The following is a 22179-nucleotide window of genomic DNA, read 5'->3' on the forward strand; positions in this document are numbered from 1 at the left end:
TTACCTGCTACGATAAGCCAATTCCACAATGTTGTGAAAGGCAGGCTTTCCATATGGGCCAAAAATCCACGGCTGCCAAGACCTCTCTTGCGTCGGCCATCACAGTGGCAACTCTCATGCTCTTCTCTATGTTTTTCGGAGCAGGTAACTTAATTTTCCCTCCAATTCTCGGCGCTAGTGCTGGCGAAGGCTTTACATTAGCAATTATCGGCTTCCTTCTTGCTGGTGTTGCTCTTCCTGTGGTTTCCACGATCGCGGTCGCAGTCACAGGCAACGACATTATCGATCTCGCCCGAAGGGGTGGACCTATATTTGGTGTCGTATTCCCCGTATTGGTGTATCTTGCAATCGGCGCATTTTATGCACTTCCCCGTACCGCAGTGGTAAGTTTTTCTACTGCGGTAACGCCGATTACGGGCTGGGATTCAACCGAAGCAGCGGTTATTTTTTCAGCACTATTCTTCGGCGCCTCTCTCGCCCTAGCGTTTGATCCTTCGAATCTTGTAGATAAATTAGGCAAATATCTCACCCCAATGCTGCTTATTCTTTTAGTAGCATTGGTTGTACTCTCGGTATTGTATTTAGATGGCAAACCAATGCAAGCAACCGAAGAATATGCGGATCACCCATTAAGCGCTGGATTAATCCAGGGCTACTTCACAATGGATTCTCTCGCTGCCTTGGCATTCGGAATTGTTGTTGTGTCTTCCTTACGTCATAAGGGAATTACGGACAGCAAACTTCTTGTACGCGGTGTATCATATGCAGCCATTGGGGCGGGCGCCCTACTTATGGTGATCTACCTCGGGCTTGGATATATTGGGCACATCATTCCAAACCCGAGTAAGTACTCTGACGGCGCGGTATTGCTTACCGACGCCGCCCAACTCACTATGGGCACCCCAGGCTTAATCGTGTTCGGGCTTATTGTGCTTCTCGCTTGCCTTACCACTTCTGTTGGACTTATCGGCGCTACCAGCGAGTTCTTTAATCGTCTGGTACCAAAAATCAGTTATCGGAATTGGGCAATTCTATTTTCAATTATTTCATTCGGCGTTTCCATTAAAGGGCTCAAAGCCGTCCTCAGTATCGCCGGACCGATTATCGGATTCCTATATCCGATTGCAATTACCCTGGTATTCATTAGCCTGATCGAGCCACTATTCCGCCGTAAACTACGCTACACATTTGTATTCGGCCTCTTTACAGCGGTAGTTTGGGCTGGTCTTATGAGTTTGAATTCTCTTGGTATTGCAAGTGGCTTTATCGAAACTTTGATCGGTTGGTCGCCAATGCATGATCAAGATCTCGGCTGGGCGCTTCCAGCAGCAGCCGCTATCGCATTAGGCATTGGCGTGGATACAGCCGTAATGCCAGCACATAAAACTCCTGCCGAGTCCCCTACCGAATCACAACCGCTTGCCCAGGAAAGCGCCCCGAAAGTTTCGAATACTACATCGTAGTTTTTCAGCTATAGGTGGCCGAGCTTTTCAACCTTAACATTCGGATTTTCCTCTTGTATCCACTCCACAACCTCGAAAACATTTGGGTTTGCTCCAGGAGGAAAATCCGCAATATATGCCTCAAGTTCTTTTGGGGCGCCACTGCGAGTATCCATGTCGAGTCGAGAGGACATTCGCGCCGCGATATGTCCCGGAATAAGCGCCAAGTAAGTACTTGATTCCAATGCCGCTGTTCTTCTACTCCATGTTTGCACACACGTTAACTGCTGGGGCGATAATCGAACACCACTACGAGTAATATGTAGCTCTGGCCCAACTTCCAGAACTACTTTTCGGCGCCTTAAAATCACTACCGCCAGGCAACACACCGCCAATAAAATTCCTAAAGCTGGCAAACTTGCAGAAAGCCCATATAAAGCACGCAATGTGGAATTTCTTGCTGTGGCATACACGCGCAAAAATCCGATACATAAAGGTGCCATTACTACTACAAAAACAAGAAATGTAATAGCTGCTCGAGACTTGGCTATCGAAGCAAAACTAGTGCGAACTCGAAGATTACTCATTGTGCGCATTATTTTACGCGTTAGGTGCAAAATAGTATGCAAACACACTCCGCACCTTCACCCCCCGACTGCATTGGAGTGGGCGGGACGTCGAAACGCAGCAGCAGCCGAGATACACCGCAAACCATATTGCTTCCCGACCCTGCTGAATCATTGATTTTTTGTACCCAATCTTTTTTGGACTCCAGAAAGTAATGCCAGCAGCCAGCAACGACGAGACACAAGCCAGCATTCACCCCGATTCCCATTTGTTATCAAAATTCTAATTCACTGATCGCCGTGCAACTAAGACATTCACCACTTACAGCAAACTAAGAATGGCAGTTGTGGCATTTTCTAATACACGAAAACCCTGGACAGCTCCCCCCATGTATAGAATTTGCTGCCACACTGGATAGGCATTTGGATGAATATCAACTCTAAAAAATACCCCCGCTGTAAACGGACCAACCCTTTATTTCAAAGTGTGAGCGACTACCCTTGCAACACATGGGTAAATTTCAGGCCCCAAATGCCACGCTTTCAGTGATTGCTGCTGCCACGGTTACGGCAACGCTTAGCGCCTGCTCCGCAGGTTCTACAGCTGCGCGTGTAGGCCGCATTGCAGACGAAAATACGGTCGTTGTTGCCGTCGCCGCTGCTCCTGCGTCTTTGGATTTCACCAAAACTTCTGGCGCAGCAATCCCACAAGCTCTTATGGGAAATGTGTACGAAGGCCTCGTAAAAATTAACGACGAAGGCGAAGTTGAACCTCTCCTAGCCACCGATTGGGAGGTCTCCTCCGATCGGCTCACCTATACGTTCCACCTACAAAAAGGAGTAACTTTTTCCAACGGTTCTCCCTTTAATGCAGAAACCGCTAAGTTCTCCATCGACCGCGTTCGCTCAGAAGAGTGGACAAATGGCCTGAAGAAACAAATGGATGTGGTATCCGAAACTCGCGTAGTTGACCCACATACTTTAGAGGTAACGCTCACTCGGCCAAGCAACCGCTGGTTGTGGTCTATGGGAACGTTTATTGGGGCAATGATGAGCCCTGATGGCGTCTCCGAGTTAGCCACGAATCCAATTGGTACCGGACCGTACACAATTGATCAATGGGCAGTTGGGCAATCCCTTTCCTTTGCTGCCCGATCAGATTATTGGGGTAATAAGCCTGCAAATAATGGAGCCGCGATTCGCTATTTCAGTGATGCAATCGGGGCAACAAATGCACTTCGCTCGGGTGATGTTGATGTTGTGTATTCCATGCAATCACCGGAATTGTTGCAAACATTAGACAGTTATCAGGTTAAAGAAGGCACGACCAATGGTGAAGTGCTACTGAGCATGAATAACCGGCGCGAACCATTTAACGACGTCCGCGTCCGCCAGGCAGTGCTGTACGCTATCGATCGTCAAGCCGTTATTGATACCGCATGGGCTGGCAAAGGAATTGATACTGGCGGTGTTCCAGTTCCGCCATCCGATCCTTGGTACGAGGAATCTGACCGCTACCCATTTAACCCGGATAAAGCTCGTGAGCTTATTAAAGAAGCCGGCGCCGAAGGCAAGCGAATTGTATTATCTGTACCTTCGCTGCCTTATGCCACCGCAGCGTCCGAAATTGTCGTTTCTCAATTACGCGATGTAGGGCTTGATGTGGTAATTGAATCCACCGAATTCCCCGCCGTTTGGCTTTCCAAAGTACATAAGGCCCACGACTACGATATGTCAATCATTATGCATATCGAGGCACGCGATATTCCTACACTTTTTGGCAACCCTGATTATTATTTAGGTTTTGATTCTGAAACCGTTCGCCAGGCACTTGAGTTAGCGGATTCTGATTCCCCCGATAACCAAGTCACACATATGCGACGTGCCGTTGACGGCATTATGGAAGAAGCAGGCGCAGCGACACTCTTTAATTACCCGAATATTGTAGTTTCTTCCCCAAATGTTGATGGGGTTCGAGCCAATCTTGTGGCCGAAGGATTACAGCTGTCTACATTACGGAAGGAACAATAGTTATGGCCGGTGTTCTCCGTATTTTTACACGTTTCGCCGTCACACTATTTATTGCAAGTATCATTATTTTTATTTTGCTGCGCGTAGCTCCTGGCGATCCCGCAGAAATCGCGCTTGGCATTCACGCCGATAATGAAGCTCTTGCAAAAACCCGCCAAACTTTTGGTCTCGATCAATCGCTGTTCACCCAATACATCACTTGGATTGGCGGCTTATTAAGTGGCAATTTTGGGGTTTCACTGACCAATAAATTGGACATCACTCCCCTACTTATTGATCGCCTTCAAGTCAGTCTAATTTTGGTTGCATCGAGTATGGCACTAGCACTCTTAATAGCAATTCCTATGGGCACTTGGGCCGCCATGCGTCACCGCCATTTCGACGGCGCGTTTATTACTGCTTTTAGCCAGGTAGGCATTGCTATCCCTAGTTTCCTCGCTGGTATCCTGCTGGTTTCCGCTTTCGCAGTGAATCTTGGTTGGCTTCCTGCTAATGGTTGGGTCCCGCCTGCGCATTCGACTAAAGAGTTTTTAGCTCGCTTAGTTCTGCCAACTATTTCACTGGCCGCTGTACAAGGTGCCATGATGACCCGCTATGTTCGCGCATCTGTCCTCGAAATCATCCATGAAGACTTTATGCGTACAGCTCGTGCCACCGGCCTTTCTAAAATTGGCGCAATGCTCCGCCACGGTTTACGAAACGCCGCCCTCCCTGTTATTACCGTTACCGGCGTTCAACTCACAGCACTAGTTGTAGGTGCTGTCGTTGTTGAAAAAGTTTTTGTTATTCCGGGCTTGGGCACAATGCTTCTCGACGCCGTGGTCAACCGCGACCTTATCACCATCCAAACGGTGGTCATGGTGCTGGTGTTCCTTACCCTGTTGGCCAATCTTATCGTTGACCTCGTATCTAATTTTATCGATCCCCGTATTGGAAAGGAGTAGTAAACACAATGCGCACTAGTGGCATTATCGGAGCAATTATTGTTTCCACAGTTGTATTTGGCGCTCTCCTTTCATTGGTTTGGACGCCATACGATCCCGTACACGTTATCCCCGAAGACCGTCTGCAGGGTAGCTCACTCGAACATTTCCTTGGGACAGACCGCTACGGACGAGACGTCTTTTCCCAAATCCTGGCAGGCTCCCGAATCACTCTTCTTGTAGGCCTTGTTGCCGTGGGTATTGGCGCTGGTTTAGGTATCCCACTCGGCGTGATCGCCGGCATGAAACGTGGTCTTATCGACCAATTTATTATGCGCGGTGCCGATATGCTGTTAGCATTTCCGGCACTTCTACTTGCAATTATCTCCGGCGCCGCCTTTGGCGCTTCCACAATCTCTGCAATGGTTGCAATTGGTATTGCAGCTTCTCCGAGCTTCGCTCGTGTTGCGCGCTCCGGCACCCTGCAAGTTATGAGCCGTGATTATATCGCCGCAGCCAAGCTTTCTGGACGTTCCCCAATTCCACACATCCTTCCGAATATCGCTGGTGTGCTTACCGTGCAAGCTTCCGTCGCCTTTGCACTAGCAATCCTTGCGGAAGCCGCCTTGAGCTTCCTCGGCCTTGGCACCCCTCCCCCAGATCCATCATGGGGCCGCATGCTCCAAAGCGCCCAAGCTTCACTGGGCTCCGAACCTATGCTCGCCGTTTGGCCGGGCCTTACGATCGCAATAACCGTTCTTGGTTTCAACCTTCTTGGTGATGGTCTCCGCGACCTTATTGACCCAAAAACTAGGAGGGCCGCATGACGCTGCTACAGGTTTCCGACCTTCATATCAATACCAGGCACCGCGAGCTGGTTCGCGATATCACACTAAAACTCGCACCTGGCGAACGCGTAGGACTCATTGGCGAATCCGGCTCCGGGAAATCCCTTACTGCCCTGGCCATTATGGGGTTACTCCCAGAAAACCTGCACCCTTCCGGCAATATCGAACTGGAGGGCGTCGGCAAGCTACTCGGTGTACATGACCGTATTCTCCGCACCGTCCGCGGCCGTCGCATCGCAATGGTGTTCCAGGAGCCCATGTCCGCGCTCGATCCACTTATGAAAGTGGGCAAACAAATCGCTGAGGTTCGCCGAACCCATAGCCTTCCTGGAAATACTCAAAGTATCGATGAACTTCTCACAGCCGTCGATCTGCCGAAAGAAATGGCGAATTCATATCCGCATCAGCTTTCTGGCGGGCAACGGCAACGAATCCTTATTGCTATGGCACTCGCCTGCGATCCCGATATCCTTATTTGCGACGAACCCACAACCGCACTGGACGTAACCGTCCAAAAGCACATTGTGGAGCTTATTCTTCGGCTCGTCCAGGAACGCAATACCGCACTACTTTTTATTAGCCACGACCTCGGGCTAGTAGCAAGTACATGCGACCGCATCTTAGTTATGCGTAACGGCAATATCGTCGAACAAGGCGACACCACCGGTGTACTCACACAACCTCAAGCCGACTACACCAAACAACTCATCGCAGCATCCGACCTCCGCGAACCCCGATATGCAAACGCAATCAACCAAAACGGCGAAACATTACTGCACGCGGAAAACATTTCCCGGGTTCGCCGCGGCACCACAACACTCGCGCCGCTTAGCCTAAAACTCCAAAACCATCAACGGCTAGGCATCGTAGGAGGCTCCGGATCGGGCAAAACAACGCTGCTCAAAATACTCGCTGGGCTAGACACCCCCACCACAGGGACCGTCACCAAAAACAAAAACACCACGATCCAAATGGTGTTCCAAGACCCACTTTCTTCACTCGATCCTCGTATGCGTGTAGGGCGATCAATCGCTGAACCCCTCCACAAAATGAGCCGCAGTGAACAACAAAAACGCGTGCAAGAAGTACTCGCAGAAGTTGACCTTGAACCAGACGCAGCCAGACGATTCCCCCATGAATTCTCCGGTGGGCAACGCCAACGAATCTCAATAGCCCGCGCAATTGCCGCCAACCCAGACATTCTGCTTGCCGATGAACCCGTAAGCGCACTCGATGTTTCAGTACGCACCCAAGTTATGGACCTGCTGGATAAACTTGTACGAAACCATGGGATTAGCCTTGTATTTGTCTCACACGACCTATCGGTGGTGCGCCAACTATGTACTGATGTTCTGGTGCTCAAGAGTGGCGAAATCGTGGAGCAAGGAAAACTCACAGAGGTCTACAATGACCCCCAACACGAGTACACCAAGCAACTTCTTAATGCAACGCTTCCGTTGCCCAGTAAATCCCAGTGAATGAGGTACCCACAAAACACCCTGCAATAATTCGCTGAACTCAACTGCTGAGCAGATTACTGCGCTGGCCCCAAAACAAATTGCATGCGTGGCATTTTTGGGGCGCTTGGGCTTTTTGGGGCGCTTGGGCTTTTTGGGGCGCTTGGGGCTAGTGTTGGAACATGCCGCGCAAGGCTTTTAGTGACTAATTTATAGCTAGTGTCGCTAAATACACCAATTGGACACAAGATGGTGTATTCGGCGACAAACCCCTAGTAACCAGAATTGCGCAACTTAAAAGCGCCTCCACTTAACAGCACTCCACCGAGCCACAGCACTCCACCGGTCGATAACACAGACCGATCCACAACACCCGCCAAAGCGGAACTAAGTCGGAACAGAACTAAGTCGGAACGGAACCCGCTTTCTTATACGAGTTCCCTCACCATGTCAGCAAGGTCATCTTGGTAGCGGTGCCGAAGGATTGCTACTGCACGTCGCCGTGGAGCATTGGTTTGGAGCCCCAACGAACGATTAACGGCGGCAACAAGTTCGGAGCGTTTGACGTCAAGCCCCATAAGATTGGCTACATCGGGTTCTTCCATCAGTGGTGTGGCTTTGGTGATATCAAAGTGCCCATCGTCGTGGAATTCTAGCCATACGCGGTCGCCTTCTATGACTTCGAGGTCAAGGAGGAATCGCCGGATTGTGCCAAGTGAACTGCCGGCGCGACTGTAGCGAACTGCCTGTGCCCCGAGTCTACTGGGTAGTTCTACTTCGCCAAGGAATGGAACGTCCACAAGTGCGCAGACGCCTCGGTGCACTCCAAAACCGGAGCCGCGAAGGTGGTCATTGTTTACAGTTAGTAGGAGTGACCAGGTTTTGCCGCGGCGATAGAAGTTTGGCACTTCGCTTGGGGAGGCATCATTGACTACCGGGGCTTCGGCGCGGCGAACTACACCGTTTTCTATTACAAATTCACCGGTTGAACAGTAGGTTCGAATGGAGCTTTCGGCAGCGCCAATGGTATGGGCGTCGCGAATCAGATCATTAAGGGAGATTTCGCCAGCTGCATCGACTCGGCGCGCAATCCAGTCAAAAATTGTGGTGTATTCTTCCATTCCCCATTCGGCAAGTGCCCAGGTTTCTGGTCGGACCCGCATAAAGCGAGGGTCAGCAGAGAGTTGGTTGGACATAGAGCGGGCATTTCCAGAGCCAATTCCGGCAATGATTTCATCGGCTGTCATTGGCTTTCCTGCGGTGGCAAGGGCAGCTCCGGCGCGATCTTGATATGAGTCATTGCGGGTGAAAATGCGGTCACCTTCTACCCGCAGGCGGCGGTCTCGTTGAAGGTATTCGGCAAGGAGTTCGCTTGCCACATCGAGGGGTTTTGCTATTTCATGCAGGGAGCAAACCCCCCAATCATCAGAGAAGGTTGCTAATGTTTCGGCTACTTGGTCAGCAAAGCCGGGAATACATACCCAGTCTTCTTCCAACTCCCAAACATCGGTAACAGCACTGAGGATTTTTAGACCATTGGAAGTAAGGAGTTTTGCCACTTCAGCGGAGGGTGCTAGCGGTAAGAAACGATATGCTATTGCCGATGTAAGCAGGCTCACCGATGGGGATTCGGTGGTCAAGCGTTGCCGTAAGGATTTTTCAAGTTGGCGGATTCGTTCTCGAGTAAGGCCAAGTTCGGTGCCAATATCGTCTAATGTGCGGGAACCTTGGAGCCTCCCAGCAAAAATTACTGGACCACGAGGGTCTTTGGAGACAATTGCATCTATTTCGGCGAGTGCGGCCGCTACAGCGTTTTCTATAGGGTCGGGCACTTGTTCGATTAAAGCATCGACCCACTGCACTACCGGCTCGGGTAGGTCTGGGCTATATCCCGCAACGGTACACCATTGGATGAGATGGGTAAGGTCAGCATTGAGTTCTGGAGCAGCGGACCAGGTTTCGTCGATTACTACCGCGTCAACAATATATTCGGCAGCAGAGCCGCTTGAGGCACTAGCGGAAACATCGTATTCGATATCTGCGAATGCTTCAGCGGCAGTGAATTCAACGGTATCTACGTCTTCATAATCGGCAAGGAAGTTTGCTTTGATTTCGGCTTCGGCTTGGCGTTGCCGTTCTGCCATTTCAATTGCGGTATCTACTACGGCATGAATGAACTGTTGAAGACGTAGTTTTCCTACTCCGTGCAGTTCGGATAGTGCCCGCACGGTGGCATTAAGGGGGTTGGGAAAGTCTGCAAACCAGCCTGCAACGGTTCGGGAATTGCGGTCTAACCCGTCAGGTATCAAGTCGGGGCTCAGTACCGCAGACATGCGGCAAAGTGGTTCTTCCGGATGATTTGAAATCCATAGTGCGGCGACTTCCCCCACCGATGTTGGGGGTGGTGTGAATTCGGCGGCCCATGGGAAAAGCACCATATCGAGGCTGTTTGGAGGGTCATTCACATCGCCTGCGAGCTGGTTATGAAAACTGCTGAGCTGCCTTGCAAAGGAAATTTCGTCGATAATGGGGATATCGAGTTCGCGGGCTCGCCGGGCACGTTCACTGGTTGAGTGTTTATCAGCGGCTACTACCACAGCGCTTTCTGGGGTAACTTCACCAACATCTAGGCCAATGCGCCGAGCACGGGCTTCCCAGGCGTCTTTAGGGACGGCAAGGTTTCCGGTAAAGGTAATGCGGTCACCGGAAGCAAATAAGGCTCCGGGAGTGACATCGCTAGTATCTTCCTCAGGTTCGGCAAGTATTTCCTCAATAAGGTGCGTATCGACGCCCAACTGGGTTGCGGCATGCTTTAAATAGCCCCGTTCGGCGTCGCTAAATGAATCCTCTACCCATGCTTCAATGGCTACCTGCCGGACAAACCTCCCATGAAGGTCCTGCACCTCATCTCGATTAATCCCCAGAGCTTCTGCGCAGGCCATCAATGCCTCTACCGCAGTTGAGCTAATTTGCCCATCAACAAGTACTGCTCGCAAAAAGCACAGGTAGTAATCAGCATCACGATCTCCGGTTTTTGGTATCCGATCTGCGATTCCTGTAAGCCAAACCGCAAGCGGATCTATTTCCGTTTCCGTCTGGGCGTCGTGTTGCCCGGTAGCTAAGCCCTCAAAAATCTCTTCAACTTTTGCTTTTGCCTCGGGCGCGAGGTTCGCCACAGCTTTATTTTGCAGCGGCAAAGCCACATTTTCTTTAATTTCCTGCGGGAGTGAAAACATTTCCGCATGGGGTGCAGCAAAAACCTCGGTAGGTAATGAAGCCCCAATATTTGCAATCGATGCCAATTCCGGCACATCGGTCGCGTGCACCGCATCTGAAACAGGTGCAGATTTCATTCCAGCAGCTACCGGCGCAACCGAAACTACGGGCGTAGCCTCCGTTTTTGAAGGCTTAGGCTTCTTTGTAGGTTTACGGTGGCTCGGCCGTGATTTCGGGGTTCGCGAAGGTTTCGCAGACTCCATAAAAGGCCCTGGTAATTGCTGGAATATTTCCGTTGGAGCCTCCGCTTCTGGAGTAACTTCTGTAGCCGCAGCAGATTTTACTGATTCCACGCTTGGCTGCCGGAATACCTCCGTTGGTGGCTCTACCTCTTCATCAGGTTGTGAACCTCCAGACCCTTTGCCATGACTGCGCGGATGCGGAGGTTTCGCTGCAGGTGTTGGCAATGGTGGCAGATACGTTAAGGCGCAATCCTTCGGGAGCGGATGTGATTGCAGGAAATATTGCAGGAGCGTTGCAGTCCCCTCCGCCACCGCAAGCGCATAATGCTCATCTAATGGTTCCTTTCCTATGGCTACAAGGCAATCATCAAGGGTTTTTGGTTTTCCCGGCAATATTGAAGCTGCCATAGTTTGGGTACACACCGGAGAAATATCGACCTCGACGCCGAGCCTGGCAAATTCGCGGCGTAGCATTCGGATTTTCAGTCGGGCATCGTGTGTGACCACAATTCGATCTTGAAGCAGCTCGCCTAACTCTTCGGCGATCTCAGCAAAGCGTGGTGCTGCCACCACCATTGGGCCGGTGATCCCATGAACGTCCGGATTCGGAATTTTCCGATTCGGTTTAATGAGTGTCTCCCAAGTTCCACTGCGAGAAGCATCGGACTCAAGCAGCACAACTCCGATCTCGACGATCCTGTCATTGGCGCTGAAGCCGGTGGTCTTGAGATCGACAACAGCAAAAGGATGAGACATGGTGATGTAAGGCTCCGGAAGATTGTTAAGAGAATTACCCCTATTACTGTATCGGTCGGGGGTGACTCGAACCGCATCGAATATGAATAAATCCGAAGTAACCTCTTATAAGTACTACCCCCGCAGCCCTAAAAACACGTCTCGGAGCCTTAAAAAACCTTGCTACTATCGACCAAATTTTTGAACACGCTACCTCCTGTAAAGGTGCACGCAAATTAAAAAATCTTGGCGAATCAGCCAATCGAATGCACAATTGTGCGCTGAGTATTTTGCCCGAAAAGCCCTCCTCATAGTTCCATTACCGCAGCCCAAAAACGATACATTGCGCACAGCATTACATCGTGCTCACCCCAGCCACCCCCATCGCTATTATTCTGGTTGCCCACTGCCAGTATGTGGATACATTGTGCCATTGGCGCCAGACCGCACTTGTATCGGATAATAATGTCACTTCAACTGAACCGCTCTACCCCCGGAAGGATGCAACACGTTCGTGGACGCTCGTGATGAACAGGCACTCACTGCTGTAAAGCTCTATTACGAAGAGGGGCTTAGCCAGGCTGAAGTTGCCCAAGAAATGGGAGTTTCGCGGCCAACTGCATCGAAGCTTATTCATCATGGCAAGCAACGAGGTTTTGTCACTATTCATATTCATGACCCCAGGAAGACTGGCTCGGAACTGGCCAAAAAGATTATCGCACGATACGGGTTACAGGATGTCAGGCTAGCGCAATTACCTAGGGAAACACATTCTGATCTTTTACGTGAACTAGGACGAGCCGGCGCCGATCTTCTCAGCGAACACATTCGCGATGATATGAAGGTAGGCGTTTCCTGGGGGAACACGATGTTTGCGGTTGCTCAGCACCTACCAGTAACGGATGTACATGGTGTTGAAATTGTGCAATTAAAAGGCGGCACTTCACATTCGCAGTACAGCACGAATGATATTGGAACCATTAATAAGTTTTGTTCGGCCTTTCATGCACAGGCCAGAACACTACCCCTCCCGGTAATTTTTGATAATGCGGAAGCCAAGCGCATTGTTGAACAAGACCGCCATATTGCACATATTTTACAATTGGGTCGTTTGACAGATGTGGTGATTTTTACCGTCGGTGAAGTCCACCCGAAATCGTTACTGCTTAACCTTGGCTACTTGACCCAAGAAGAGATTGATTTGCTTGTGGAACGCGCCGCAGGCGATGCCTGCTCGCGTTTCTTTACCAAAGAAGGCGAAATCGCACTTCCAAGTGTTGATGAGCGGACCGTAGGAATTACACTGGAAGACCTTGCAGCTCGACCAATGCGCATTTTGGTGGCAGGCGGTACCGAAAAAGTCACAGCAATCCATACCGCCTTAACAATGGGTTTAGCCACTCACCTAGTTATCGATCAGGGCACCGCTCAACGCATACTTGATCTTGGCTAAAACACCACCACACCAACAATCGCCGCATTCAGCATATTGGTGGCAAAACCGGTCATAAGGGCCAATGGCGCAAGCTTAGCCACTTCACCTCGGCGTTCTGGCACCAATCCACCAATAGAACCAATTTGGATTGCCATAGAACTGATATTTGCAAATCCGGCCAGTGCGAAGGTGGTAATCATTACGGACTTTGGATCCATTTCTGGAATATGCGGACCAAACGATGTAAAACCAACAAATTCATTGATAATCGTCTTTTCTCCGATAAAGTTACCGACCAATTGGGCGTCTTCCCATGGAACGCCAATAAGCCATGCAGCTGGCGCAAATATCAGACCAAACAATCCTTCCAGTGACCAGTTCTCTTGCCCGAAAATGCCACCGATTCCCTGAAGCACCGCGGAAATCATGGCAATAAACGCTATAAATGCAATAAGGAGACAGCCCACGGCAATAGCGATTCTTCCGCCTGCCATTGCACCACTACCAATGGCATCAATAATGTTTTTGGATTCTGTATCGCGAACGTGGCGCACTGAGGCATCAAGATCAGATTCTTCGGTTTCCGGCCAGAATGCCTTTGCCACAATAAGAGAACCTGGTGCGTTCATCAGGCTTGCCGCAAGTAAATATTCAAGTGGAGCGCCTAAAAGCGAATAGCCAATAAGCGTTGAACCAGCTACCGAAGCAAAACCACCAGTCATACAGGTAAATAGCTCAGAGCGCGTAAGTTTAGGTAAATATGGCGAGATTACAAGCGGCGCTTCACTCTGACCAAGAAAAATCACTGTGGATGCCCATACGGACTCAACTTTGCTGGTTCCCAAAATTTTCTTAAGTGCCCCACCGAGCAAATCAACGAATATTTGGATAACACGCAAATAGTACAGGGCGCCAATAATTGCACCAAGGAAAATAATGACCGGAAGAACATTTAATGCAAATACAAATTGATTCGGCTCTGAACTAAAGAGTCTGCCAAATACAAATGACGTTCCAAGATTAGTAAATTCCGTAAGCTTTTCTAACCCTTCCGCCACTTTTTTCAGCGCAAGAAAGCCATAATCCCACTTCAATACAATTAGGGCAAACGCTATTTGCAGAAGCAATCCCACCCCGAGCGTGCGCCATTTAATGCTTTTTCTGTGGCGTGAAAAAAGAATCAACACACCAAAAATAACAAGTATCCCCAATAACCCTTGTAGACGTTCCATAGCTCCTGTGTTCCTTTCTTTCCAGATGCATTAGAGCGAATCTGACCAAAAGGCGTACGGTAATAACTCAGCAAAGGCGATGCTGTGTGATTCTTTGTTTTTGGCCACAATCACGCGTTCGCAATTAAATTCTGAAAGTACTTGGAGGCAGGCACCGCAGGGATAACACGGCTCAGCCCGTAGGCCAACAATGGCGACAGCTTTAATCTGCATGCGCTCTGGATTGCCGGTGCCGGGGGCATCTTCACTGGTAACAATTGCCCGAGTGACTGCGTTTCGTTCAGCGCAGATCGTAAGCCCGTACGAAGCGTTTTCTACATTGCAACCGGTGATAACACGACCGTCGTCAAGCAATAGGGCGGCGCCCACCGGAAACTGCGAATAAGGAGCGTAGGCATGTTCCGCTGCTTCGTGCGCGAGTTCGATGAGCTCGTAATCTGTTGGGCTCATAGAGTGCCTCCTGAAAACCCGATTTACACTTGATAAATAGACCCTTGACATTTGTTCTGGCCCTTATGATAATCGGAGGTAGTTCAGCACACAACCAATATCCTTTTGTAATTACCATCACATTTCAATGTTCGTTGGTGGAAATACACACGAACCACTAGGAGCACCCAATAATGACCGAGAGATTCGATGCAGTAGACATTATTCGTACAAAGCGAGATCGCGAGCGGCTCACTACGGAACAGATAAATTGGGTGATTGACGCCTATACGCGTGGGGTCGTTGCCGACGAACAAATGGCCGCACTAAATATGGCGATTTTCCTTAATGGGATGGATCGCACCGAGATCGTGGACTGGACTACAGCCATGATGAACTCTGGTGAGCGAATGAACTTTGATGCCCTTTCCCGCACTACGAGCGATAAACACTCCACCGGCGGTGTTGGGGATAAAATCACCCTCCCATTGGCGCCCCTGGTTGCCGCGTTTGATGTGGCTGTTCCGCAACTATCTGGTCGCGGCCTCGGACATACTGGCGGAACCTTAGACAAACTGGAATCTATCCCGGGCTGGCAAGCCAATTTCTCCAACGAACGCATGATGGAAATTTTGGAAGACCCCGGATGCATTATTTGCGCTCCAGGAACCGGCCTGGCACCTGCAGATAAGAAAATTTATGCGCTTCGTGATATTACTGCGACCGTCGATTGCATTCCACTTATTGCCAGTTCCATTATGAGCAAAAAGATTGCAGAAGGAACGGCATCACTTGTACTCGATGTCAAAGTTGGTTCGGGCGCTTTTATGAAAGATATTCAAAATGCGCGAGAGCTTGCGTCCACTATGGTTGAACTAGGAAATGATGCAGGCGTTCGTACCGTGGCATTGTTAACAGATATGTCCCGCCCCCTGGGCCGGAAGATCGGCAATGCATTAGAAGTTGCGGAATCAGTAGAAATTTTAGCTGGCGGCGGACCACGCGATGTTCGTGAACTTACCATCGCTTTGGCGCGAGAAATGCTTACTCTAGCTGGCAAACCAGATGTTGATATTGCCGCAGCTTTGGATGATGGCCGCGCGATGGATGTGTGGAAGCGTATGATCCGCGCTCAGGGTGGCGATCCTGATGCCCCATTACCAAAGGCCAAGCATACACTTACAGTGGAAGCCGACCGTGATGGTTATTTAGGTGAACTCGACGCATTAGCTGTGGGGGTTGCAAGTTGGCGGCTCGGTGCTGGCCGGGCACGGAAGGAAGATCCGGTGCAAGCAGGAGCTGGTATAGAAATCCATGCTGGTTTCGGCGAGCCCGTTCAGCGGGGGCAGACTTTATTTACATTGCATTCAGACACCCCAGAGCGGTTCGAACGTGCTTTGGAATCCCTAATGCCAGGCTTTGCGGTAACCAATACTCCAGTATCGCTACCAGAATCCGTTATTTTGGAACGTATTGCCTAATTGTTGACACTGCTCGTTTTATAAGGAGAACCTCAATGAATCTCACCCGCGCTGAAGTGGCAGCGTATATCGATCACACCTTGCTCAAACCAGAAGCTACCCACACACAGGTTGCTGATGTGGTTACTGAGGCACATCGTTTAGGCACGTTTTCTATTTGCGTCTCCCCATCAATGCTGCCTGTAGAAGTACCAAATGGGTTGGCGGTGGCTACAGTTGTGGGGTTCCCTTCAGGCGCGGTGGATATGGAGATCAAGGCGAGTGAAGCGGCAAAGGCCGTTGCTCAAGGCGCTAATGAAATCGATATGGTAATTAATCTCGCCTTCGCAAAAGAAGGCGATTGGGACAAACTCACACAAGAAATCAAGACCGTTAAGGAAGCGTGCGGCGATGCGCTACTTAAAGTAATTATTGAATCCGCAGCGCTTACCGATCATGAGATTATTCACTGCTGTCAGGCTGCAGAACGTGCCGGTGCAGATTTTGTAAAGACATCTACCGGTTTTCACCCAGCGGGTGGTGCTACAACCCATGCAGTTTCACTTATGCGTGAGACCGTTGGTGACCGCCTTGGTGTAAAAGCATCTGGTGGTATTCGCACTGCTGAGGCTGCACTCGCCATGATTGAAGCAGGCGCTTCTCGCCTCGGGCTTTCGGCATCCGCCGCGATCCTCAACGGCCTTCCCGAGTAAAGAAGGCATAATATGAACACTATTGAACGCGCCACAGCTTGGCGCAACCATGATCCTGACCCGCACACACGCGACACCATTACTGCGCTTATCGACGCCGCGGAAACCGGTGACCAGGGCGCTTACGAAGAACTCGAATCACGCTTTTCTGGACCGCTTATGTTTGGAACCGCCGGGTTACGCGGCGAGGTAGGTGCTGGTGAAAGCCGCATGAACCGCGCCGTCGTTATTCGCGCGACAGCTGGTGTGGTGTCATGGTTAAACACCAAAGTAGATACTCCAGTTGTGGTTATTGGATGCGACGCTCGTTATGGGTCTGCTGACTTTTACCGTGATGCCGCAGAAGTTATCTCCGGCGCTAGTGGCCGAGCACTCCTACTACCACCCCAACTTCCCACCCCAGTAACTGCATTTGCGGTGCGGGCATTTGGCGCAGATGCAGGCATTATGATTACTGCATCCCATAATCCTCCAGCCGATAATGGCTATAAACTCTACCTCGGCGGCCGTGTCGCCCCAGGCGACGGCAATGGTGTACAGCTGGTTTCTCCTGCAGATGCAGAAATCACCGAACATATAACCGCAGCTCCGCCGGCTGACCAAGTTCCTCGAACCAGCACTAATGTCGAGCACGTTGATATTTTGGACCAATATATTCATTGCGCCGGAACCCGAGGCGATGCACGACCGCTGAATATAGTGCTCACCCCTATGCATGGCGTTGGCGGTAGTGTTGCTGTTCAAGCCCTTGCTGCTGCGGGTTTTCACACCGTAGATGTGGTAAAGCAACAAGCCGATCCGGATCCAGATTTCCCCACAGTGTCCTTCCCTAACCCAGAAGAACCTGGAGCCCTTGACCTAGCTATCGAACTGGCAAAAGAACGAAATGCCGATGTTATATTGGCGCTCGATCCAGATGCTGATCGCTGCGCGGTGGCAATTCCCACCCCAACAGGCTGGCGGCAATTAAGTGGCGATGAAACTGGCGCATTGCTTGGCGAATATATCGCCAAGCGCACTCAAGTAGCGGGCAATACCGGCACAATGGCCAATTCAATAGTTTCTAGCAGATTGCTTTCTCGTATTGCTCACGCACATGATCTGAATCACGAGCCCACATTAACCGGTTTTAAATGGATCGCCCGTACCCCCGGTCTGATATTCGGATATGAAGAGGCAATTGGGTATTGCACCGATCCGGAATTTGTTCGGGATAAAGATGGCATTACGGCCGCTGTTACAATGGCAAGCCTTGTGGCCAATCTGCTTGCTCAGGGCCGAACGGTACAAGATGCCCTTGATGACCTGGCAAAACAACATGGTCTGCACGCAACTTCCCCCCTAACATTCCGGGTGGAAAACCTCGATCTTATTGCCACTGGCATGGCGAACTTACGTGCCCACCCACCGCGCGAACTCGCCGGGTCACCGGTAATAGAATTTGCCGATCTGGCTGAGGGATATCAGGGTCTACCAGCTACCGATGGAGTATTACTCCGCACCGAACAAGACGATCGGATTATTGTTCGTCCTTCCGGTACGGAGCCGAAACTTAAATGCTATTTAGAAGTGGTGCTTCCAGTAGTAAAGGAAATCCCACACGACGACGCCGCTGAGCGTCTGGCAATGCTTAAAAACGATATTGCTGCAGCTATCGGGATTTAGGCTCCTCCTCCATTACCCAAGAGTTTGGCCGCAAGATCACGAACATCGTGCGGCCAATACTCCTTATCGCGTGGTTGCAGAGTATCTGGGCCCGGGGTGCAATGATCAATTACTGTACGCCAACGTTCAGGAATTGCCTCTTCCCCATATACGGCCCCGAGCAGTGCACCGCACACAGCCGCGTTTGTATCGGCATCACCGCCCAAGCTAATGGTGTGCACCAGTGATTCTTCAAAGTTCTCACCTTGAGCAAGTTCCCAAAGCGCCTGGAAAAAGGCGTTCTTCACCCATCCCATACGGCCAACAAGATCGCGTTTCTCCCCGGCGCGCGCTCGCGCAACAAGATCCCGAACAACCTCACTGGGGTCCTGCGCAAGCAGATCCAGTACTTCATTTGCATCAAGGCCATCACGAATCGCAGCAGCAATTGCAACCACGAATGCTTCATTGATTTCCTGGCAAATATGGTGCGGGTGCGTAATTAAGCAGTCCGCTTTTGCCATGTTGCGCGCTTGATCTTCACTTACACGCGCCGCATAAATTGCCAGGGGGCTAATTCGCATTAACGCACCGTTAGCTTGGCTAGTTTCGTCTCGGCGGCCCCGCAATAGCGCATTCGCACATGTTGTACCAATATCAAAGGGATTTGAATGGGCCCAGCGAAGGTAAGAAGCCTGAACATCATCAAGAACAAAACCATTATTGCGAATCAGGCTTCGAGCCAATGCAAGAGCCATCTCTGAATCATCAGTTGGTTGACCAGCGATAATCGAATGAACGCCGCCATCGGTAAGCTCACGCACACCATTAGGATAAAGTTCCGCAATTGTTTCAGGTGCCCGGAATTCTACTAATGCGCCAAGATTATCGCCGATAATTTGACCGTACAATACCCCACGAGCTCGCTCCAATGAACTGGACTTGTGGGTCCCGCTTGCTGGATTCATGTTCACTCCTTGAGAATTAGTGCAATAGGTATATTTGCCCCAATCCTAAGCGGGTTCACCCCGCAGTATGAGCCCTCCCACCAAGCGGGGGTGATATACATGTATTACTTAAATCCCACTTCCCAATACTGAGATATCCCGCAGGTCGCTGGGGTGTACCAGTATTAACTGTGATGTAATCACATTCTCAAGTTCTATGTAATCACCAACTATCGAACCCACGGTAAAAACCGAGGTTGGATTTGCATCACCCACATCAGAAAGCAATGAAACTTTTATCAACGCACGAGCCCGGTGAAGGCGTAGCCAAACATTTTGATCATAAACATTGATATCCGAGTAGTGCACACCAACTGGTTGCCCAGGATATTGTGGTTCTTCAATCCAAGACTCTGGAGGCGGAGCTGGAAGTTCCAATTCTTCACGACCAATAAACCGGGCCAAAAGCCGAGTTGGCGCTTTAGAAAGCACCTGCCGAGCAAGCAAATTTGCCGCTGATCCAACCACGGGATCATTACGTTTTGCTACATCTGCAAGCAGGGCGTCTATAGACGTAAGCAATGCTTCACAAGCGGCATCTGCCTCAGCGCTTGGAGATACTGGTGTATGCGAGGAAAAAAGTTGTTCCAAGAAATAAAGCTCCGCAGCACCATGAGTGCGGCAAAGTAAGTAGCCCTCGCTTTCCAACGCAGCAAGCAAAGAAACCATCATCGACCAGCTCTCCCCGAGTTCGGTCATAAGCTGCCAAATGGTGACTGGCGCATACTGGCTTGCCAAATGTAGACCTAGGCGAAACACCGCATATGGATTATTCGGATCATAATGCGGCGCAGGAGCGTAATCTGACATCGATTCCACATAATCACAGGCACACCAAACAATTGGGCGTTCTTGTAGATGTTCCACTACATCCTGCGGCAACACCATATATGCTTCGCCCCAAATGTCCAGCATAACGGCACCCAAAACAAAATCTTTCGTCCCGGAAATGGGTTCAAAGTCGACGATTTCTGCGGTCACTAGGTGCCGCCCCTCAAACCTGGTCCCTTCCGGACTTATCCCATACACCTTCTGAGCGGTATCGAGCGCCGGGATTTGAGTCGGATCATTTCCCACGGCCCCATACGAAACCGCTACATATGCATCAATATCAGCAAAAACTTCCAAGCTTGACGGCACGAGTAAAGGCACCCCGACATCGACCCCAAGATCAATAAGTGGGCGATAAACCTGCGGCTGGATAAACACACTAGTGAAATCTTCAAACACTGAGATTTCTAATCCGACCTTTTCCATACAGCAGAGAGTATTACCCCCACGGCGAATGTGAAACGCTTTAGGGCTATCTGGAACTGTAGAGAATTTGAACCTACCCCATGTGGGGGAGTTTAGTACGAAAATATCCGTGACAAATCAGCTTTCTGAAGGATTTACTTGGTATTTCATTCACAAAACCTCATTACAGGCTAACCTTAAATTATGCCACACAATTTAAACTTGTGCAGCAAATCTATTAAAAAGATCTGACAAACGTTCTAATATTCGTTAGTTTTCGCCATGAGTGTTGAGAGTATTTGCTCGCCACCTACCCGCAATCCGTCATGCTGATATTCATTTGTAATATGCAAGCGTAGATCACTAAATAACGCTGCTGTTTCCAATGAATATTGCATAGGAACGAACATGTCGTCACAATACACAGCAGCCGCACACACCGCCGATGATTCGGAAAGAGATTCGTGATTGTAAAGCGATTCCCAGTCATCTTTTTCCGCTAAGAATTCAGCAATATTCTTATATGGATGCAACGCTGGATCTTCCTCAAACATCCAGGGACATATATGCTCGCCGGTCAAAAAATACGGCTCACTCAAATCTCGGGGATCAGCATGAACCGCAAACCCTGGGATTTCCTCACGAATGCGGTGCGCAGACCATTGCGTCGCACCTGGCACCGTTCCTCCGTAAATCGATTCATGTATTACCGCATAGAGTGGGTTTTCGGCGAATGATACCCGCTGACCAATCTGGGCCAAGACCGAAGCACGCAAGCGCTTTTCACCATTATGCTGGGTAAATGGGTTTTCCAAAAGGTATCCCAAGTCATCAAACCCAATCCCCCTTCCCAGCCCGATACCAATTGTTCGAAATCGCCGTGCAGAAAGCCGCTCGCCGGTGGGCAATACTTCTTGCGAGCGCTCAAGATGATGGCAGATTTCCCGAACGCGACTATCGGCCCATGGAAATTGCGCGTAAAACTGTTCGTTTCGACGCCGCGTCGATGTATAGGTCGCCCGGTATACATCATCAATATGACAAGTAGTAGCGGGCAAACCACCAGTAATATAAGCATGCTGTATCGAATTTGGGTAAAGAGAAAGATACGTAGTAATACAAAATCCACCGAAGCTTTGCCCCATAAGACTCCAGCGGTCAATCCCTAAAGCTTTCCGGAAATCTTCACAATCTTCAACAATGTTATTTGCTCGCAAAAGCGAAAAATACTCACCTGAGCCTTCCGCGGCGTCGATAAGCGCATCTGAAGAATTGCCCGTTCCACGCTGGTCAAGCAGCAACACCCGATAGCGCTGCAATAATGTACGCAACCAGCCAGTTGGCCCAGTAAAGCGAGGGGCCGGAAACCCTGGGCCGCCCTGAAGATACACGATCATCGGCCACTGCTCACCACCATCTGGAATGATCTCACGAGCAAAAATATTAAGCGTGCCACGTTCGGGGTGAGCGCGATCCCAGGGAACATTCAGGGTATGCGAACATAAAGTGTGTGCGAAACGACGGTTTGTGCTGGTCTGAAGCGTCATAGCGTCGATCGTACCT

Annotated in this window: 16 protein-coding genes; 9 read left to right on the forward strand and 7 right to left on the reverse strand. The window is 50.2% G+C overall.

The window, feature by feature from the left end:
• The first annotated feature begins 53 nt into the window (after positions 1-53).
• On the forward strand, positions 54-1463 hold the full coding sequence (gene brnQ, locus CFREI_RS09980) for a branched-chain amino acid transport system II carrier protein (protein ID WP_051255780.1): 1410 nt from the start codon (positions 54-56) through the stop codon (positions 1461-1463).
• An 8-nt stretch (positions 1464-1471) separates the two neighbouring features.
• Here brnQ and CFREI_RS09985 read toward each other — a convergent pair whose 3' ends face one another.
• Positions 1472-2029, reverse strand: a complete 558-nt coding sequence (locus tag CFREI_RS09985) for a hypothetical protein (protein WP_156907690.1) — start codon at positions 2027-2029, stop codon at positions 1472-1474.
• Between the two features lie 489 nt (positions 2030-2518).
• Here CFREI_RS09985 and CFREI_RS09990 point away from each other — a divergent pair, with 489 nt between their 5' ends.
• From CFREI_RS09990 to CFREI_RS10005, 4 genes are read left to right on the forward strand one after another with little or no spacing between them, the layout of a single operon-like run.
• Complete coding sequence (locus CFREI_RS09990; protein WP_027011759.1) at positions 2519-4039, forward strand: ABC transporter substrate-binding protein; 1521 nt, start codon at positions 2519-2521, stop codon at positions 4037-4039.
• A 2-nt stretch (positions 4040-4041) separates the two neighbouring features.
• Positions 4042-4983, forward strand: coding sequence for an ABC transporter permease (locus tag CFREI_RS09995; protein ID WP_035111309.1), 942 nt, complete (start codon positions 4042-4044; stop codon positions 4981-4983).
• 8 nt (positions 4984-4991) lie between these two features.
• Positions 4992-5789 carry an ABC transporter permease gene (locus CFREI_RS10000; RefSeq protein ID WP_027011757.1) on the forward strand — a complete coding sequence of 266 codons (798 nt, stop codon included), beginning with the start codon at positions 4992-4994 and terminating at the stop codon, positions 5787-5789.
• On the forward strand, positions 5786-7288 hold the full coding sequence (locus CFREI_RS10005; RefSeq protein ID WP_027011756.1) for an ATP-binding cassette domain-containing protein: 1503 nt from the start codon (positions 5786-5788) through the stop codon (positions 7286-7288). Before CFREI_RS10000 ends, CFREI_RS10005 begins: the two co-directional genes overlap by 4 nt.
• Before the next feature lie 407 nt (positions 7289-7695).
• On the opposite strand, the gene CFREI_RS10010 is transcribed toward CFREI_RS10005, so the two are convergent.
• Positions 7696-11481 (reverse strand): exonuclease domain-containing protein, encoded by a 3786-nt coding sequence (locus tag CFREI_RS10010; RefSeq protein ID WP_027011755.1) that lies wholly within the window; start codon positions 11479-11481, stop codon positions 7696-7698.
• A 493-nt stretch (positions 11482-11974) separates the two neighbouring features.
• On the opposite strand from CFREI_RS10010, the gene CFREI_RS10015 reads away from it, so the two are divergent.
• Positions 11975-12913, forward strand: a complete 939-nt coding sequence (locus CFREI_RS10015; protein ID WP_027011754.1) for a sugar-binding transcriptional regulator — start codon at positions 11975-11977, stop codon at positions 12911-12913.
• Here CFREI_RS10015 and CFREI_RS10020 read toward each other — a convergent pair.
• Complete coding sequence (locus tag CFREI_RS10020; RefSeq protein ID WP_027011753.1) at positions 12910-14127, reverse strand: NupC/NupG family nucleoside CNT transporter; 1218 nt, start codon at positions 14125-14127, stop codon at positions 12910-12912. The two genes, CFREI_RS10015 and CFREI_RS10020, sit on opposite strands and share 4 nt — an antisense overlap.
• 30 nt (positions 14128-14157) lie before the next feature.
• Entirely contained in the window at positions 14158-14577 is a 420-nt protein-coding gene (locus tag CFREI_RS10025; RefSeq protein ID WP_027011752.1) for a cytidine deaminase, read from the reverse strand.
• A 173-nt stretch (positions 14578-14750) separates the two neighbouring features.
• Between CFREI_RS10025 and CFREI_RS10030 the strand changes: the two genes are divergently transcribed.
• From CFREI_RS10030 to CFREI_RS10040, 3 genes are read left to right on the forward strand one after another with little or no spacing between them, the layout of a single operon-like run.
• Positions 14751-16037, forward strand: a complete 1287-nt coding sequence (locus tag CFREI_RS10030) for a thymidine phosphorylase (RefSeq protein WP_027011751.1) — start codon at positions 14751-14753, stop codon at positions 16035-16037.
• A 35-nt stretch (positions 16038-16072) separates the two neighbouring features.
• On the forward strand, positions 16073-16729 hold the full coding sequence (deoC, locus tag CFREI_RS10035; protein WP_035111306.1) for a deoxyribose-phosphate aldolase: 657 nt from the start codon (positions 16073-16075) through the stop codon (positions 16727-16729).
• Between the two features lie 12 nt (positions 16730-16741).
• Positions 16742-18394, forward strand: a complete 1653-nt coding sequence (locus CFREI_RS10040) for a phospho-sugar mutase (protein ID WP_027011749.1) — start codon at positions 16742-16744, stop codon at positions 18392-18394.
• Here CFREI_RS10040 and CFREI_RS10045 read toward each other — a convergent pair.
• The 3 genes from CFREI_RS10045 to CFREI_RS10055 all read right to left on the reverse strand — a co-directional run bounded on the left by CFREI_RS10045 (position 18391) and on the right by CFREI_RS10055 (position 22163).
• Positions 18391-19341, reverse strand: coding sequence for an ADP-ribosylglycohydrolase family protein (locus CFREI_RS10045; RefSeq protein WP_027011748.1), 951 nt, complete (start codon positions 19339-19341; stop codon positions 18391-18393). The two genes, CFREI_RS10040 and CFREI_RS10045, sit on opposite strands and share 4 nt — an antisense overlap.
• A 108-nt stretch (positions 19342-19449) precedes the next feature.
• Entirely contained in the window at positions 19450-20637 is a 1188-nt protein-coding gene (locus tag CFREI_RS10050; protein WP_027011747.1) for a hypothetical protein, read from the reverse strand.
• A 239-nt stretch (positions 20638-20876) separates the two neighbouring features.
• A complete protein-coding gene (locus CFREI_RS10055; RefSeq protein WP_027011746.1) occupies positions 20877-22163 on the reverse strand; it encodes an alpha/beta fold hydrolase in 1287 nt (428 codons plus the stop codon).
• Positions 22164-22179 lie beyond the last annotated feature (16 nt).

The sequence above is a fragment of the Corynebacterium freiburgense genome (genome assembly GCF_030408815.1).
GTDB lineage: Bacteria > Actinomycetota > Actinomycetes > Mycobacteriales > Mycobacteriaceae > Corynebacterium > Corynebacterium freiburgense.